Origin of the sequence: Embleya sp. NPDC056575, assembly GCF_042793325.1 — a bacterium.
Lineage (GTDB): Bacteria > Actinomycetota > Actinomycetes > Streptomycetales > Streptomycetaceae > Embleya.
Map to the genome: position 1 here is coordinate 124,445 of NZ_JBHTVA010000016.1, position 15,927 is coordinate 140,371.

The following is a 15,927-nucleotide window of genomic DNA, read 5'->3' on the forward strand; positions in this document are numbered from 1 at the left end:
GCACCATGGTGACGACTCGACCGCTGCGCCGGATCAGTTGGTCGTTCGCGGCCGACGGCGGGCACGCCGCGTGCCTGGCCACGCCGGGCGACGGCACGTGGCGGGTGGAGTCGTGGTCGTTGCGGCCGGGGCGGGCCAGTGGCGCGATCCCGGTCGGCACCGGTGCGCCCGAGCGGCTGCACACCCAGCTGCTCGCCCTGCCCGACGGTCGGGTGATGGCCTGCCGACACGAGCCGGGACGCCACGAGTTGGTCCTGCTCGAAGCCGACGACGCGGGCAGCGAGCGGCACTTGGCCATGGTGCGGCTGCCGGGCCTGCGGCTGCTCCCCTACCCCGGTACGGACGCGCTCGCCCTCGCCCTCGGGGCGGACACGTCCCCGTCGACGACGGTGTGGCTGGTCCGCGAGGACGGGCGGTTGGATCCCGTCGCCGAATTGTCGGGGCTGTACAGCGGCGGGGTGTGGCTCGACCCGGACGGCGGCCGGCTCGCGCTGGACGAGGTGCGTGGCGGCCGGGTCAAGACCATCGCGCTCGACCTGGAGACGGCGACCGTACGCCCGTTCCTGGAGCTGACCGACGAGAGCAACGACCGGCTCCTGCTCGCCGATCCGGTCGGCGGCCTGCTGGTGATCGCGAGCGACGCGCCGGGCTCGGACCGGCTCGGCTGGATCCGGCTGCCCGCCGACCGCACGCAGGCGCCGGGCCGGGTGCGGTTTCCCGAGGTCGTACACGTGCCCGACGCGCAGGTACGCCCGATCGCGATCGCGCCGGACGGCCGCCGGGTGGCGGTCCGGCTCGACCGGGGGGCGATCTCGCGGCTGGCCGTATGGACCCCGGAGGATGGCGAACTGGTCGAGGCGGCCACACCCGACGGGTGCCTGGGCGCGGTCGGCCGGTGGACCGAACAGGGGTTGCGGATCCCGTTCTCCGCGCCGGATCGGCCCAGTTGCCTGGCTCGGCTCGACCCGTCCCGGCCGGGGTCGTGGCGCCAGGACGGCGAACCGGGCCCGTTCGTCGGCTTCGACGACGCGGACCGGCCCCAGTGGCGGCCGGCCCATCTGGAACTGCTGGTCGGCGGGACCGGTCCGGTCGAGTCGATCGTCTACGGCGGCCCCGACTGGCGGTGCGCCGAGCACGTCCTGCTCGCGCTGCACGGCGGCCCGGCGGCGGCGTGGCGGTTCGAGTTCGATCCGCTGCTGCAACGGCTCGCGGCGGCGGGCATCGCGGTGGTGGCGCCGAACCAGCGCGGCAGTACCGGATACGGCGCCCGCTTCGCCCGCGAGCTGCACGGCGCGTGGGGCGGCCCGGACCTGGCCGACGTCACCGCGATCGGCCGCACCCTGGCCGCCGAGCGGGCCGCCTTCGGCCGCGCGCCGGCCGCCCTGTTCGGGGTCAGCTACGGGGCCTACCTCGCGCTGCTCGCCGCGTCGTTCGCGCCGGGCGCGTGGTCGCGCTGCCTCGCGGTCGCGCCGTTCCTGTCCGGGCCGCGGCTGATCGCCGAGGCGTCGCTGCCGATCCGCGCGCTGATGACCCGGCTCGGCGGGGACACCGAATACGTCGACGACCAGGGGCCGCGCGACGTGCTCGCGGTGTGCGAACGCATCGCCGTACCGCTGCTGTTCGTGCACGGCGACCGGGACGACACCATCCCGGTCGGCCAGTCCAGGGCACTGCGTCACACGTTGCTCGCGCACGGCCGGGTCGAGGGCGCCGACTTTCGCTATCTGGAGCTTCCCGGTCTCGGCCACGAGGCCCTGGCCGGGGATGGGGCACCCGAACTCCACGCCCATCTCGCCGGTTTCCTGCGAACCGGTCGGGTGTGACGACAGGGGGAATCGCCCCGCACCACCCGTCGCGGGCAACCGCTCGCGGCGGCGGTACGTCCCGAAGGAGATTCACCATGGAGCACATCGAGACCGACCTCGCCGCGCTGCAGCGGCTCCCCGAGACCGAGTCGGTCGAGCTGGGCGGGCACGGCGGCAACGGGTGTCAGTTCACCTGTCTGCTGATCACCTGCCTGCTCTTCACGATCAACTAGCGCACCGCGTCCGGGACACGGATTCGGTACACGGATTCGGGAGCCGCACTCGGCCGCCGAACTCGGCACCCGGACTCGATCCGTGGGCACGATCGGTCGACGCCTCGCTCGAGTCGACAGGTTGTTCGACAAGTACGAACCCGGGACCGGGAGTTCCTGCCGGAATCAGGAGCTCCCGGTCACCGGGCTCGGATCAGCATCGCAATCCGGGCGACCGACGCCCAGGGGGCACGCCGCTCGCGCGCGTTTTTCCCTCGACGGTCCGCGCATCCGAGGAGGCACGCCGTGGTCGACGTCCCGATAGCCGCGCCGGCGCTCCCGGCGGGTGCGCCGGCACCGATGCCGGCGCCGACGGATCGCACCGGCACCGGGGTGCGCGGGGCGCTGCGGGTCGCGCCCGGGGCGACGGTGACCCTCGCGCTCGCCGTCCCGGCCGGATCGATCGCCGCGCTGTTGTTGCCGGCGGCGGTGGCCGGCTCGGTGGACGCGGTGGCGCGCGGCGACTCCGCCTCGGGGCCGACCGTACGGCTGATCGCCGTCCTGGTCCTCGGCCTGCTGGCCGGGCTGCTCGCGGAGATCGCCGGTCCGGGGCTGGCCGCCGAACTCACCGCGCGCCTGCGCCGCCGGCTCGCCGTGCACGTCACCGACCTGGGCACCGGGTCGCGGAATCCTTTTCCCGCCGGCGACGTCACCTCGCGGCTGGTCGGCGCCGCGCCCGACGCGGCCGGGCTCGTCCCGTCGCTGCTCGGCACGCTCGGCGCGCTGGTCACCTCGCTCGGCGGCATCGTCGCGCTGGCCCTGATCGATCCGTGGCTCGCGGTCGGCTTTCTCGGCGGGCTGCTGCCGGGGCTGCTCGTGGTACGGGTGTTCATGGCCCGCGCGACCGACCTGTTCACTCGATACCAGGCGGTCCAGGGCGGGTTGGCCGGTCGGTTGACCGACGCGCTCGCGGGGGCGCGGACGATCCGCGCGTGCGGCACGCGTGATCGGGAGATCGCCCGGATCCTGGCCCCGCTGCCGGAGCTCTCGGCCGCCGGGCACGGCCTGTGGCGGGCCCAGCGCGGCGCCGTCGCCCAGGTGTTGCTGCTCGCGCCGATGGTCGAGTTGACGGTCCTCGCGACGGCGGGATGGTTGCTCGCCGAGGGGCGGATCCCCCCGGGGCAGTTGGTCGCGGCGGCCGGATACGCGGCGCTCGGTCTGGGGTTCCTGGAGCAGGTGGAGGCACTGGTCGGGGTGGCGCATGCCCGCGCGGGGCGGGTACGGGCGGCCGAATTGCTGGCGGTCGAGCCCGCCGGGTACGGCACCGCGCGCACCCTGCCACCGGGGGGCGGCGAACTGGTCTTCCGGGGGGTCCGGGTGCGGGTACCGGAGGTCGGCTCGGGCGAGGGTCGGGTGGTGCTCGACGGGATCGACCTGACGGTGCCGGCGGGGGCGTGCGTGGCCCTGGTGGGGGCGTCCGGGTCGGGCAAGTCGACGCTGGCGGCGTTGGCGGGGCGGCTGCGCGAACCGGATGAGGGCGAGGTGCTGCTGGACGGGCTGCCGGTGACCCGGTTGGCGCGCGGCGAGTTGCGGCGGGGGGTCGCGTACGCGTTTCCGCGCCCGGTCCTGATGGGCGCCGATCTGGCGGAGGCGCTGGCGTACGGCCGGCCCGGGGCGGATCCGGAGGCGGTGACCGGGGCGGCCCGGATGGCCTACGCGGACGAATTCGTCCGCCGACTGCCGGCCGACTACGCGACCCGGACCGACGGCCTGGCGCTGTCCGGCGGCGAGGTGCAACGGCTCGGCCTGGCACGTGCGTTGGTGCAGGACGCTCGAGTCCTGGTACTGGACGACGCGACCAGCGGCCTGGACACGGTCACCGAACACCACATCCACGAGGCCTTCCGCACGGGCCTGGCCGACCGCACCCGAATCGTCGTCGCCCACCGCGCCACGGCAGCGGCCGACGCCGACTTCGTGGCCTGGCTCGAATCCGGCCGCGTCAAGGCCGTCGGCCCACACACGGAACTGTGGAACGACCCGGCATACCGCGCGGTGTTCACGAGGGAGAAGCGGACGTGACGGAGGCGAGGGGGGACGGGGTCGAGACGAGGGCGGAGACCGAAGCCGACACCCGAGCCGGCGCCGAGCGCGAAACATGGCCGGAGGCCGCCTCGGGTCCATGGGCCCGGCCCGAGATCGGAGCCGAATCCGGGACGCGCGACCGAGTCGGGGCCGACATCACGACCGGGCCCGAGACCGATGCCCCCGTGGCGACCGCCGGCGGGCACGGATCCCCGTCTCGCGCCGCGATCAAGTCCTGGGAGGAGACCCGCACGGAGACCGCGCCGGGGTCATGGGCCCGGCCCGAGGTCGAGGCCGAATCCGGGACGGGCGACCGAGTCGGGGCCGACATCACGACCAGGCCCGAGGCCGGTGCCCCGGTGGCGACCGCCCGTGGGCACGGATCCCCGTCATGGGCACCGATCAGGTCCTGGGAGGAGACCCGGACGGGTGACCGGGCCGGCTCCGACGCCGCGATCGGGCGCGAGGTCGCCGCCTCCGTGGCGACCGCCGGCGGGTCCCCGCCTCGGGAGGCGGTCGGGACCTGGGACAAGACACGGACGCGGGCCTCGTCGGGGTCCTGGGCCGGGCCCGAGGTCGAGGTCGAGTCCCGGTCGGGCGGCCGGGTCGAGGTCGACATCACGACCGGGTCCGAGGTCGATGCCCCCGAGGAGACCACCGGCGGGTCCCGGCCCCGGGACACGATCGGGCCTCGGGGTGAGGGCTCGGTCGGGGGGCGGAGCGGTGAGTGGGCCTGGTGTTCGGCGGTGTCCGTGCACGCGACGCGGATGGTCGAACCACGCGCGAGCGCCCCGCGCCCGAGGGCGAATGCCGCCGACGACAGGACGGAATCCGGCGAACCGGCCGGGACCGAAGGGGGAAGCCGGATGACGGACGACGACCACGACGGGCCAACGGGCCGCCGACGACGGGTGGTGATCCCGGTCTGGGACCTGGGCGGCCTTCCCGCCGAGCCGGCCGAGCGCGCCACCGTTTCCGACGAGGGCGACCGCGAGCCGCCCCGGGCCACGGGGACCCGATCCGCCCGCCGCCTGGTGGTGTGGTCGGGCACCACGCCGGAGGTCGCCCAACCCCCGATCCCGGTCGACCCGGACGAATCACCCGACCGTCCGGGCCGCCGACGAGCGCCCCGCCCCGACCGCCCACACCGCGCAGCGGCGCCGCGTCGGGACACCGACGAGGAGCCCGGGCCGATCGAGACACGACCAACGCCGGCAAACGGAGGCGGGTGGCGGATCCCGCGCGCCGGCCGACGACGCGAGGCGGCGGTACCGAAGCCGAGCGCCGACAACGCACCGGCCACCTCGGAATCCGGCCCGACCCCCGCGCGGGCCGACGTACAGAGCCCACCGAACGGGCAGGCTCGCCGCCGACTCCTGCACACCGGCCGACGCCCGGGCCCGAACCCGGTCCGGGAGTCGGCCACGGACGACTCGACACGCGACCCGACGCCGGCGGCCTTCACGCGTACCGACCCGGCAGACCCGCTCGGCCGCCCACGGGCCGACGCCCGACCGGCGGCCGCGATATCGGCGCCGAGCCACGAGGACGGCTCGGCCTCCGATGCGAAGCCCACACCGACCGACCCGGCGCAACGACCCGACGCGGGACGCCACCGACGAATCCTGGGTACGGGCCGGCGGCGGGAGTCGGCGACAGCGGAGCAAGGCCCCGCATCCGCCTCGGGCGCGGGCATGGACCCCACCCGAGGCAACACGGCAGAAACACCCGACGCAGGCCGGCACCGGGAACCGGCGGCAGGCGAGGAAGGCCCCGCATCCGCCCCCGACCCGGGCGCGTACGCCACCCGAGGCGGCACGACAGAAACGCCCGCCCCGGGCCGCAGATGGCACAGGCCGCGCACCAACCAGCGCCGGGAACCGGCCGCAGGCGAAGAAGGCCCATCCGCCTCGGGCGCGGGCGTGGACCCCACCCGAGGCGACACGGCAGGAACGCCCGACACAGGGCGTCGACGCATCTCACGCACGGGGGCGCAGGGGGGTTCGGCGGAGGACCGGGTGGGCGCTTCGGCCTCGGGTGAGGTGTCCGCGCGCGGTGACGTGGCACGCGAGGCCGATGGAGATCGCCGGCGGCGTGCCTGGAGTGGCAAGCGGCAACAGGTGCCGGTCGCAACGGGGTTGGGCCCGGACGGCGAGCCGGCGTCGGCAGCGGCTCCGCCGGTCGGTCCGGGAGACTCGGTCGAAAGGCGGCGGCGGATCCGCGGTATGGGTGGAGCGGACGGGCGGCCGGACCACGCGAGCGGTTCGGAAGCGGCCCCGGAGGAGGTTCGTCCGGGACGGCGTTGGCGGGTTCGGGGGGCGAAGCCGGCGGGCGAAGTATCGGGCGGGGGGCCGCAGGCGCCGGGCTCGACCGAGGCCGGCTCCGTTGGTGGTGAGGTCGATTCGGACTCCGGCCCCCGCCAACCGCATCCGACCGACCGTCGGTCCCGAGTCGCCTCCCCGGGACACGAAGCGGCGACCGGCTCGGCGCAGCCGACGCTCCCGCCCGACGCCCCCGCGCGCAAACCCCGTCGCCATCGGCGCGTGGGCCGTGCCCCGGCCCCGGATCCGACCCGCGCCGAGGACGGCGACCGCCCGACACCCGCCCGACGAAGCGGCGGCCGGCGCCGCAAGCCGCGCAAACAATCGGTGCGCGGCATCCGAAATGCGCTCGCGCGCAACGCACTTCCCGAAGGTCGACCCGACGACGGCTCGGCCTCATCCTCCCCGCCGCCGGATGCCCCCCTCGCAACGCCCCGGTCCGCAGCGGCCGGCGCTCTCGATCCGTCGAACGGCGTTCGCGACGAGGGAAATGCGCAGCCGCGCGCCCTGCCCGTGCCGAACCGACCGAATCCACCCGATCGCCCGCACGAACCCGGGCGCACAGCCACGCCCGATGACCCGACATGGGCCGACCCCGCCGATGCCGGGCCCGACGACACGGCGGGCGACGACATACCCGGCAACGACGGCCGGCCGAACGAGCCCGGCGGCGACCGGTCGAGCCGGGCCCCGCACCCCGGTCCGGCATCGCATGATCCGCGCGAAGCGATCGCCGACACGGCGGCGCCCGGCGCCGAGGAGGCGGCGCCGACGCCGTCCCCGGGCACGACCGCCCCCGAGCGCCGGAGGCGACACAGCGCCGGCCCCTACGGCGGCGGACCGCGCGCCGGGCGGGGGTTGTTGATGCAGGCGTTGCGGGAGCGACGGGCGGCGTTGGGGCGGGTCCTGGGGTGGTCGGTGGCCGAGGGGGTGCCGGCGTTGTTGTCGGGGGCGCTGCTGGCCGCCGCGCTCGATCGTGGGTTCCTGGTCGGGCGGCTCGGCGTGGGGTTCGTGCTCCTGGGCGTACTCGCGCTGGCGATGCTGATCCGGGCCGCCGCCACCTACGCGATGTTCCCGCATCTGGCGGACGTGGTGGAGCCGTTCCGGGACACCCTGGTCCGGCGGGTGGTGACCTCGGCGGTGCTCGACGCGACGTCGGGACGGCCGGACGCGGGCCGGGACGCCGACGCGGCGGTGGCCCGGCTCACCGAGCAGGTGGAGAGTTGCCGCAATCTGACCGCCTCGCTGCTGCGCACGCTGCGCCAGCTCGGCGTGACCATCGTCGCCGCCCTGCTCGGACTCGCCCTCCTCGCCCCCGTGTTGCTCCCGCTCGTGCTGATCCCGCTCGCCCTCGCGACCTGGTTGTTCGTCCGCCTGCTGCCCCCGCTGGCCAGGCGACGGCGCAAACTCGTACTCGCCGACGAGCGCATGGCGATCCGCACCGCCCACACCGTGGCCGGACTCCGGGACGTGGTGGCCTGCGGCGCCCAGGAGCGGGTGGCCGCCGAGATCGGCGCCGCCGCCGACGCCCAGGCGCACGCGACCAGGGTGCTCGCGCGCGTCTCGTCCGTACGCCTGCTCGTGGTCGCCCTCGGCGGCCGACTCCCGTTGCCGGCCGTGCTGATCGCGGCCCCGTGGCTGGTCCGCCACGGCATGCTGAGCACCGGCGAGGTGGCGGGCGCCGCGCTCTATCTGGCCCAGCACCTGGAGCCCGCCGTACGCGCCGCGACCGCGACCGTGGGCGGCTGGTTGCTGGAACTCCTGGTGGTCGCGGGGCGGTTGGCTCAGGCGGGCGCGGTGGCCCCGGACCCGGCGACTCCCGGCGCGACGGCCCCGAACACGACGGGCCCCGCCCGACTCCCGTCACCGGCCACCGCCCCCGGCCCCCTCGTCCTCGACCGCGTCACCTTCGCCTACGGCCCCTTCGCCGAACCGGTGGTCCGCGACCTGTCGATGACCCTCGACGCCGGTTCGCACCTGGCCGTCGTCGGCCCCAGCGGGATCGGCAAATCCACCCTCGCGGCGTTGCTCGCCGGCCTGCTGACGCCCGATCAGGGCACCGTGTCGCTGGCCGGCCGCCCGCTCGCCGCGCACCCGGAGGCCACGCTGCGCAACACGATCGCGGTGGTCCCGCAGGAGGCGTACGTCTTCGCCGGCTCCGTCCACGAGAACCTGAGCTACCTCGACCCCGACGTCTCCAGGGCCGACCTGGACCGCGCGGTGCGCCTGGTCGGTGCCGCCGAACTGGTCGCCCGGCTCGGCGGCTACGAGGCCCACCTCGCCGACCCCGGCACATTGTCGGCAGGCGAGCGCCAACTGATCGCGCTGGCCCGGACGTACCTCTCCCCCGCCCGCTTCGTCATCCTCGACGAGGCCACCTGCCACCTGGATCCGCCCGCCGAGGCGCTGGCGGAGGCCGCGTTCGCGACGCGCGCGGGCGCCCTGGTGGTGATCGCGCACCGGATCGACTCGGCCCGCCGCGCGGACCGCGTCCTGCTCATGGACGGCAACCGGCCGATCCCGGGCACCCACCACGAACTGCTGGCCCGCGCACCGCTGTACCGCGACCTGGTCGGCGCGTGGGAGCACCGACCCGTCGACGCCGGCGGCTGGTTCGAGAAGCCGACCAGGATCGCGGAGGGCGCACCGCGCCGGACCCGATCCGCGGTCAGCCCGCGTACCCGTCGAGGATCTCCTTGAAGCCGTACGGCACATGCGGCCCGAAGAACAACTGCTCCACCACACCGACCCCGACCCGGCCCGCGCCGGTCAGTTCGGTCACCCGGATCACCTGCTGCTGGTGCTGGCGGTCGAACCGGAGCGGGTCCACCTTGTCCAACTCCCAGCTCTCGTAGCCGATCTTCAACTCGCCCTGCCAGACCCCGTGCCCCCACTCCGGGTGCAGATAGCCGAGCCCGGCGAGCAGTCCGCGCGCGCCGATCGGCTCGATCCGGTAGGCGAACGGCTCCCCGTTCTCGTCCGTCATGTGGAACTCGCCGCCCTCGATCCGCCGCGTGCCCGGGACCCATGTGAGCGCGTGCCGATGCGGCGTCAGCGTGGCGAAGGCGGGCTCGTCCTCGGGCAGCGGTACGGCGGCCGGGTCCGGGGCCGCGCCCAGCGGCGTGGCCGCCACCCGCTTGCCGTCCACGTGGTACATCCGCCCGTCCGCGCGCTCGAACGAGGCCCACAGGCTGACCTCGTCGGCCCAGTGGATCGGCGTCCACAACCACAACATCGGGTTGAACGGCTTGGGCGCGCCCTCCTCGCGCTCGCCGACCGGGCGTACGCCCCACGAGCGGTCGCGGGTGCCGAGCGTGGTCGCCGGGTCGATCTCGAGGACCCGGCCGCCGGGCAGCGTGATGGTGCCCGACCAGACGCCGAGCTGGGTCAGCCGGGTCGAGTCCATGATCACGTGGTGGCCGTTGCGGGTGGTGGTGCGCTCCTCCTCGATCGCCGCGGCGCGCGCGGTGAACGTCAGATCGCAGCCGAGGCCGTGCTCGTTCGGCTCGACGTACAGGCGCAGCACCTTCAGCGGTGTGCGTACCTCGATGCCGATCGGTCCGACGGTGAGGTCGAACCGGTCCAGCGGCGCCCGCCGGGACGCGTGCAGGCTGTGCTGGACGCCGTCGATCCCGATCGTGAAGTGCGCGTCGGCGACGAACCGGTTCGGGTACAGGCCGTGCGAGGCGGCGAAGTAGAACCCGCCGTCGCGGTCGTAGCCGTTGAACCAGTAGCGGTCGTAGGCGTTGCGGTCCGAGGTGGCGGGTGTGGCCACCGGCTCGGGGGTCTGGTGGATCGGGAAGTCGTCGGCGGAGGTCAGCACGGGGAACCCCTTCTCGGTGCGGCCCGAGAGGCGACCCTCGCGGCACGACACGTGTCAACGGTGCGGGCGAAAGGCGGGGCCGGAGGTGATCGCGCCACCTCCGGCCCCGCGGTTCGAGGTCAGCGCGGGTCGCGCTTGAGGAACAGCAGGTCGTCCGCGGTGTAGCCGGCGCCGAGCTTGCGGTCGGCGTAGTGCGCGGAGAGCACCTGGTCCAGCTCCTCCGGCGTGAAGGTGGCCTGCTTGGAGTCGAACTTGGCCTGGAGGGTGGGGCGTTCGATCACCGCGACGAAGCCGCCGTGCACCACGAACGCCTGCCCGGTGACCTGTTCGGCGGCCGGGCTGGCCAGGTACGCGACCAGCGGCGCGACGTGCTCGGGCGCCAGCGGGTCCAGCTCGCCCTCGGCCAGCGCGCCCGCGCTCTCCCCGAACACGTGCGTGGTCATGCTCGTCCGCGCCCGCGGGCAGATCACGTTGGCCCGTACGCCGTACTTGACCAGCGCGTTGGCGGTGGACATGGTCAGGCCGACGATCGCCGACTTGGCGGCGGCGTAGTTCGGCTGCCCGGCGGAACCGGCCAGCCACGCCTCGGACGCGGTGTTGATCACCCGCGCGTACACCGCGCCGCCGGTCGCCTTGGACTTCTCCCGCCAGTACTTCGAGGCGTGGTGGGTGGTGTTGAAGTGGCCCTTGGCGTGCACCGCCAGGACCGAGTCCCACTCCTGCTCCGTCATCGAGAAGATCATCCGGTCGCGCAGGATGCCCGCGTTGTTGACCACGATGTCGATCGAGCCGAAGGTGTCGATCGCGAGCTGTATCAGCTTGCCGGCCGCGTCGAAGTCGGAGACGTCGCCGCGGTGCGCGGCCGCCTTGCCGCCGGCCGCGACGATCTCGGCGACGACGTCGTCGGCGGGGTTGGGGCTGCCTTCGGGGGCGAAGTCGTTGATCACGACTGCCGCGCCCTGCTTCGCGAGTTCGAGGGCTTCGGCGCGGCCGAGGCCACGACCGGCGCCGGTGACTACGGCGACCTTGCCATCCAGCGACGTGGTCATGCGGGTGCTCCCGTGGGGTCTCGGTTGATTGCTGCGGTGGCGATTTCGGTCGCCTTGGGAGTTGTCGTGCCCACCCGCCCACCCGTTGCCCCGGGTGGGCGGGCTGCGGGCCACGGCACCGCTTGCTGCGGGTCGGTGCGCCGCGGTTGGTTCGGTGGTGCTTCGTCAGAGGGTGACGATGGTGCGGATCGACTCGCCGCTCTTCATCAGGTCGAACGCGTCGTTGATGTCGGCGAGGGTGAGGCGGTGGGTGATCATCGCCTCCAGGTCGAGCCGACCGGCGCGCCACAGCTTGGTGATCCGCTCGTACTCGGAGACGATGTCGCCGCCGCCGTAGATGCTGCCGATGATGCGCTTCTGGTCGAAGAACAGCTCGAACATGTTGAACGAGACGTTGTCGTCCATCGCGCCCGCGCCGACGATGATCACGTCGCCGCCGCGGCGGGTGAGCTCGTACGCGCTGCGGGCGGTGAACGACTTGCCGACCACCTCGAAGACGTAGTCGAAGCCCTGGCCGGCGGTCAGGTCGCGCTTGGCGTCGGCCGCCTGGTCCGGGGTGATCGCGTGCGTGGCGCCGAACTTCTTCGCCCACACGTGCTTGGACTCGGCAGGGTCGATCGCCACGATGTCGGCGGCGCCGGCCGCGCGCAATCCCTGGATCACCGCGATGCCGACGCCGCCGGCGCCGATCACCGCGCAGGACGCGCCCGGCTGGATCCGCGCGCTGTTGAACACCGCGCCGACACCGGTGGTGACGCCGCAGCCGATCAGCGCCGCGATCTCGTAGGGCACGTCGTCGGCGACCTTGACCGCGCACGGCGCGGCGACGACGACCTCCTCGGCGAAGGTGCCGGTGCCGGTGAAGCCGTACGACGGGGTGCCGCCGAAGGTGAAGTTCTGGTTGCCGGCGTTCATGAACCCGGCCAGGCACAGGTTGGACTGGCCGCCGCGGCAGTAGTTGCAGGCGCCGCACGGCGGCGCCCAGCAGATGATGACGCGGTCGCCGACCGCGACGCTGGTCACGCCGTCGCCGACCTCGACCACCTCGCCGGCACCCTCGTGGCCGGGTACGAACGGAGCGGGCTGGGGCAGGACCCCGGTCATCGCGGACAGGTCCGAGTGGCACACCCCGGTCGCGTGCAGCTTGACCCGCACGCGCCCCGGGCCCATGCCCACCGCCTCGACGTCGTCACGAACGTCGAGCTTGTCCTGGCCGGTCTCGTGCAGAACCGCTGCGCGCATGGGGGCTCCTCGTCTTTCCTGCACCAATACTTGGCTCGGTCAAGAACTATAACGTGTTCCTGTTTTGACTCAAGACCAATGACACGGTCAAGGTATCCGCCCCTGCTGCGGGGCGAAAGGCATGCAGCTCCCCCAACGAAACCTCACCCCTGTACGTCACATCACACGACGACCGCACGTCACGGCACCCGGCGGTCGAGGCAGGCAATGGGAAGGAGCAGGACCCGCATGCGAGGAAAGTCGAAGGACGGCGATCCCGACGGTACGGCGCTCGCACAACTGCTGGCCGCACGCGGCGCCGTACTCAAGGGCTACGCGTATCTGCTGTGCGGGGACGCGAGCGCCGCCGAGGATCTCGTCCAGGAGGCGCTGGTACGGGCCCTGGGCACCCGAAGGGCCGCGTCGGTGGAGTATCTGGAGTCCTACGTCCGCAAGGCGATCCTGCACCTTGTGATGGACGGCACCCGGCACCGCACACGCTGGTTGCGGATCCGCCCGCTGTTCGTACCGCCGGCGAAGCCCGTCGAGGACGAGGGCTCGACCTCCGCGGTGCGCCTCACGGTGCGCGACGCGCTCCTGGGGTTGTCTCCGCGGCAGCGAGCGTGTGTGGTCCTGCGCTACTACGAGGACTACCCGGTGCCCCGGATCGCCGAGGAGTTGGGCTGCGGCGAGGGCACCGTCAAGCGGCATCTGCACGAAGCCAGGCGGGTCCTCGCGGACACCCTGGGCGAACTCGACGCGACGAAGGAGAGGGTGGGTCATGGAGCCTGACGAGCGGCGGATCGCCAAGGCCCTGCACGAGTTCGTCGCGACGGCCGGCCCCTCGGCACTGCGCGCGGACGAGGTCCTGGGCGTGCGGCGGCGCCGGGTGCGCCGGCGCCTCGCGGCCGCGACCGCGGCGGCGGTTGCCGTCTGCGCGATCGCGGGAGCGGCATTGGCGACGGGCGCGGCGAGCACGAACCAGGGCGGGCCCGCCGCGACACCGACGGCGACCGCGGATCCGAACATCGTGCGGGGCCCACTGACGTTCGAGTGCGGGAAACCGCTGCCGGTGCGGCCGGTGACGAAGTTGCCGGGCGTTACGGCAAGCATCGCGAACGTCATGTATTCACCGTTTCTCCCGCAGGACCCGCCCATCGTGGTGCGCGGCCTGGCGTTCGATCAACCGTATGAGCACGTGAGTGGCCACGTCCCCCCACAGATCCTGGTAATGCGGGACGGCCTGGTCGTGGGCGGACCGCTGGGCCAAAGCCCGTATTTCGAGAACCTGCCGCCCACAGCGGAGGAGGGGCCGTCCAGGGAGAGGTGGTACAACCCGAACCTGTCGAAGTCCTGGTTGTGCGGTTCCCTGACCTGGGAGGAGATCCGGGCGAACCCGGGACACTATCGACTCGGCCTGGTCATGACCCAGCACGGAGAGCCGAACCAGCCAATCCCCGACAGTCCCCTGCTGTTCGTGGAGAGCGGCGTCGAGCAGCGCTCCAGCCCGGTGCCCTCCAGCTGACGACCCGGCGCCCGGCGCGGCCTTCCGCGCCGGGCCCGTGGCGCGCCGTCAGGCGCTGTACTCCACCACCGTGTCGGACAGCACGATCGCCTCGTCGCGCTCGACCGCGCAGGTGTTGATCAGCAGCTTGCCGTCCTCCTCCCAGACCCGCACCCGCATCGTCTCGCCGGGGAAGAAGATGCCGGCGAACTTGGTGCGGTAGCGCTTGACCCGCGAGACGTCGCCGCCCAGGACGTTGTCCACGACGGCCTTCAGGGTCAGCCCGTACGAGCACAGGCCGTGCAGGATCGGGGTGTCGAAGCCGGCCGCCTTGGCGAAGTCCGGGTCGGCGTGCAGCGGGTTCCAGTCGCCGGACAGGCGGTACAGGAGCGCCTGGTCGGGGCTGGTGGCCACGTCGATGGTGTGGTCGGCCGGGCGCTCCGGTACGTCGATCTTCGTCGCCGGCCCGCGCTCGCCGCCGAAGCCGCCCTCGCCCCGGACGAAAATCTCGGCGCGGGAGTCGTACAGCTTGGTGCCGTCCTCGAGTTCGGCCGACGATTCGAGCACGATCACCGCGGCCTTGCCCTTGTCGAACACGTCGGCCACCCGGCTGGTCGCCTTGACGCCCTTGGCCTTGGCCGGCAGCGGGTTGTGCACCACGATCTCCTGGCCGCCGTGCAGGACCGCGCGCAGGTTGATGTCGATGCCGGGCAGCGAGGAGAGGCTGCCGCCGACCTTGGTGCCGGCCACGGTCGCGAACGTGGGCAGCACGTGCAGGTTCTTCTCGTACGTGTAGCGCAGCTCGTCCGCGCCGGTGGCGGGCGTGCCCGCACCCAGGCCCAGGTGGTAGAGGATCACGTCCTTGTTCGACCAGGCGATCTCACCCGTGCGGGGCTCTGCTCCGGTGGCCTTCGCGGCGTCGATCGGCATGGTGTCTCCTCTGGTGTGGCTGTGATGATGACCGGTGACTCGGGACTGCGGTGGCGCCGACCACTCGGGCCGCGCCACCCGCCCAAAACTAGAACTCGTTCTTTTTACATGCAATGATCGGCCATTCGCCCGGCTGCGGCCGGGATCACGTCACCCCGGGAGCCGTCATGACCGCCGCCGCCCCCGAAGCCGCGGACGCCGCCGCCGAGCCGCCGCCCGTACCGGCCGACGTACTGCGCGAATTGCGCCTGACCTGGACGCCGCGCCCGGACCCCGACAGCGCCGGTCGCGCGGCCCGACACCGCCTGGCCGAGGCGACCCGCCGCCTGATCGAGGCGGTGAAGACGGTCGACCCGCACGACGCCGAGGCCATGCTCGAAAGCGTAGCTGACGATGTATCAGATTTGGCGGATCGCATCGCCGCATTGACCCGTGTGGGCGAGCGCACACCGACCTCGCGCGACCTGGCCCTGCACGAGCGCAGCCCGTTCATCGGCGCCGCGAACCCGATCGCCCCGCCGATGTCGATCACCGGCGACGGTCCGCTGGTGCGCGCGCACGCGACGTTCGGCGCCGCGTTCGAGGGCCCGTACGGGCGGGTGCACGGCGGCATCGTGGCGGCGGCGTTCGACGAGGTGATGGGCTGCGCCCAGTCCGGCGCGGGGGCGCTCGGGATGACCGTGTCGCTGACCGTGCGGATGCGGCGGGCGACGCCGCTGTACACGCGGATCGACTACGAGGCGGGCGTCACCCGGGTCGAGGGCCGCAAGGCGTGGGTCACCGCGCGCTCGTACGCCGGGGGCGAACTGGTGGCGGACGCGGAGGCGTTGTTCATCCGGGCGGCGCGGGCCTGAGGCGGGGCGGGGTGGGCGGTCGATCACGCGAGACGGCGTCGGGGGCGGTAAACACGGAAGCCCCCCCCCCCCCCCCCCAACCCGCAAAGAACCCCCCGCCGGCCCGCCCCCCCCCCCCCCCGC

General features: G+C 73.6%; 11 protein-coding genes. 7 read left to right on the forward strand and 4 right to left on the reverse strand.

Going from position 1 to position 15,927, the window contains the following annotated elements; all coding sequences use genetic code 11:
- Positions 1–5 precede the first annotated feature (5 nt).
- The 4 genes from ACFRCG_RS15290 to ACFRCG_RS15305 all read left to right on the forward strand — a co-directional run bounded on the left by ACFRCG_RS15290 (position 6) and on the right by ACFRCG_RS15305 (position 9,123).
- Positions 6–1,823: a prolyl oligopeptidase family serine peptidase gene (locus tag ACFRCG_RS15290; RefSeq protein WP_380031763.1), complete on the forward strand. Its 1,818-nt coding sequence runs from the start codon at positions 6–8 to the stop codon at positions 1,821–1,823.
- A gap of 77 nt (positions 1,824–1,900) precedes the next feature.
- Complete coding sequence (locus ACFRCG_RS15295; protein WP_380031702.1) at positions 1,901–2,038, forward strand: VenA family class IV lanthipeptide; 138 nt, start codon at positions 1,901–1,903, stop codon at positions 2,036–2,038.
- A gap of 285 nt (positions 2,039–2,323) precedes the next feature.
- Positions 2,324–4,099 (forward strand): ABC transporter ATP-binding protein, encoded by a 1,776-nt coding sequence (locus ACFRCG_RS15300; RefSeq protein ID WP_380031704.1) that lies wholly within the window; start codon positions 2,324–2,326, stop codon positions 4,097–4,099.
- 3,188 nt (positions 4,100–7,287) lie between these two features.
- Positions 7,288–9,123: an ATP-binding cassette domain-containing protein gene (locus ACFRCG_RS15305; protein ID WP_380031706.1), complete on the forward strand. Its 1,836-nt coding sequence runs from the start codon at positions 7,288–7,290 to the stop codon at positions 9,121–9,123.
- Here the strand turns inward: ACFRCG_RS15305 and ACFRCG_RS15310 are convergent.
- The 3 genes from ACFRCG_RS15310 to ACFRCG_RS15320 form a co-directional block, all read right to left on the reverse strand.
- Complete coding sequence (locus ACFRCG_RS15310) at positions 9,092–10,246, reverse strand: hypothetical protein (RefSeq protein ID WP_380031708.1); 1,155 nt, start codon at positions 10,244–10,246, stop codon at positions 9,092–9,094. The two genes, ACFRCG_RS15305 and ACFRCG_RS15310, sit on opposite strands and share 32 nt — an antisense overlap.
- Before the next feature lie 119 nt (positions 10,247–10,365).
- On the reverse strand, positions 10,366–11,295 hold the full coding sequence (locus ACFRCG_RS15315) for a 3-oxoacyl-ACP reductase (protein ID WP_078975047.1): 930 nt from the start codon (positions 11,293–11,295) through the stop codon (positions 10,366–10,368).
- 165 nt (positions 11,296–11,460) lie between these two features.
- Positions 11,461–12,537 (reverse strand): Zn-dependent alcohol dehydrogenase, encoded by a 1,077-nt coding sequence (locus ACFRCG_RS15320; RefSeq protein ID WP_380031710.1) that lies wholly within the window; start codon positions 12,535–12,537, stop codon positions 11,461–11,463.
- A gap of 228 nt (positions 12,538–12,765) precedes the next feature.
- Between ACFRCG_RS15320 and ACFRCG_RS15325 the strand changes: the two genes are divergently transcribed.
- Together ACFRCG_RS15325 and ACFRCG_RS15330 are read left to right on the forward strand one after the other, a co-directional pair.
- Positions 12,766–13,308: a sigma-70 family RNA polymerase sigma factor gene (locus ACFRCG_RS15325; RefSeq protein ID WP_380031712.1), complete on the forward strand. Its 543-nt coding sequence runs from the start codon at positions 12,766–12,768 to the stop codon at positions 13,306–13,308.
- Positions 13,298–14,041: a hypothetical protein gene (locus ACFRCG_RS15330; RefSeq protein WP_380031714.1), complete on the forward strand. Its 744-nt coding sequence runs from the start codon at positions 13,298–13,300 to the stop codon at positions 14,039–14,041. The genes ACFRCG_RS15325 and ACFRCG_RS15330 overlap by 11 nt, the downstream gene beginning before the upstream one ends.
- A gap of 48 nt (positions 14,042–14,089) precedes the next feature.
- On the opposite strand, the gene ACFRCG_RS15335 is transcribed toward ACFRCG_RS15330, so the two are convergent.
- A complete protein-coding gene (locus ACFRCG_RS15335; RefSeq protein ID WP_380031715.1) occupies positions 14,090–14,950 on the reverse strand; it encodes a MaoC/PaaZ C-terminal domain-containing protein in 861 nt (286 codons plus the stop codon).
- Positions 14,951–15,117: 167 nt separating this feature from the next.
- On the opposite strand from ACFRCG_RS15335, the gene ACFRCG_RS15340 reads away from it, so the two are divergent.
- Complete coding sequence (locus tag ACFRCG_RS15340) at positions 15,118–15,804, forward strand: PaaI family thioesterase (RefSeq protein ID WP_380031717.1); 687 nt, start codon at positions 15,118–15,120, stop codon at positions 15,802–15,804.
- Positions 15,805–15,927 lie beyond the last annotated feature (123 nt).

Coding starts and splice junctions, on each gene's coding strand:
- ACFRCG_RS15295 (WP_380031702.1), top strand. CDS start 1,901: ATGGAGCACATCGAGACCGACCTCGCCGCGCTGCAGCGGCTCCCCGAG.
- ACFRCG_RS15305 (WP_380031706.1), top strand. CDS start 7,288: ATGCAGGCGTTGCGGGAGCGACGGGCGGCGTTGGGGCGGGTCCTGGGG.
- ACFRCG_RS15340 (WP_380031717.1), top strand. CDS start 15,118: ATGACCGCCGCCGCCCCCGAAGCCGCGGACGCCGCCGCCGAGCCGCCG.
- ACFRCG_RS15335 (WP_380031715.1), bottom strand. CDS start 14,950: ATGCCGATCGACGCCGCGAAGGCCACCGGAGCAGAGCCCCGCACGGGT.
- ACFRCG_RS15315 (WP_078975047.1), bottom strand. CDS start 11,295: ATGACCACGTCGCTGGATGGCAAGGTCGCCGTAGTCACCGGCGCCGGT.
- ACFRCG_RS15290 (WP_380031763.1), top strand. CDS start 6: ATGGTGACGACTCGACCGCTGCGCCGGATCAGTTGGTCGTTCGCGGCC.
- ACFRCG_RS15330 (WP_380031714.1), top strand. CDS start 13,298: ATGGAGCCTGACGAGCGGCGGATCGCCAAGGCCCTGCACGAGTTCGTC.
- ACFRCG_RS15325 (WP_380031712.1), top strand. CDS start 12,766: ATGCGAGGAAAGTCGAAGGACGGCGATCCCGACGGTACGGCGCTCGCA.
- ACFRCG_RS15320 (WP_380031710.1), bottom strand. CDS start 12,537: ATGCGCGCAGCGGTTCTGCACGAGACCGGCCAGGACAAGCTCGACGTT.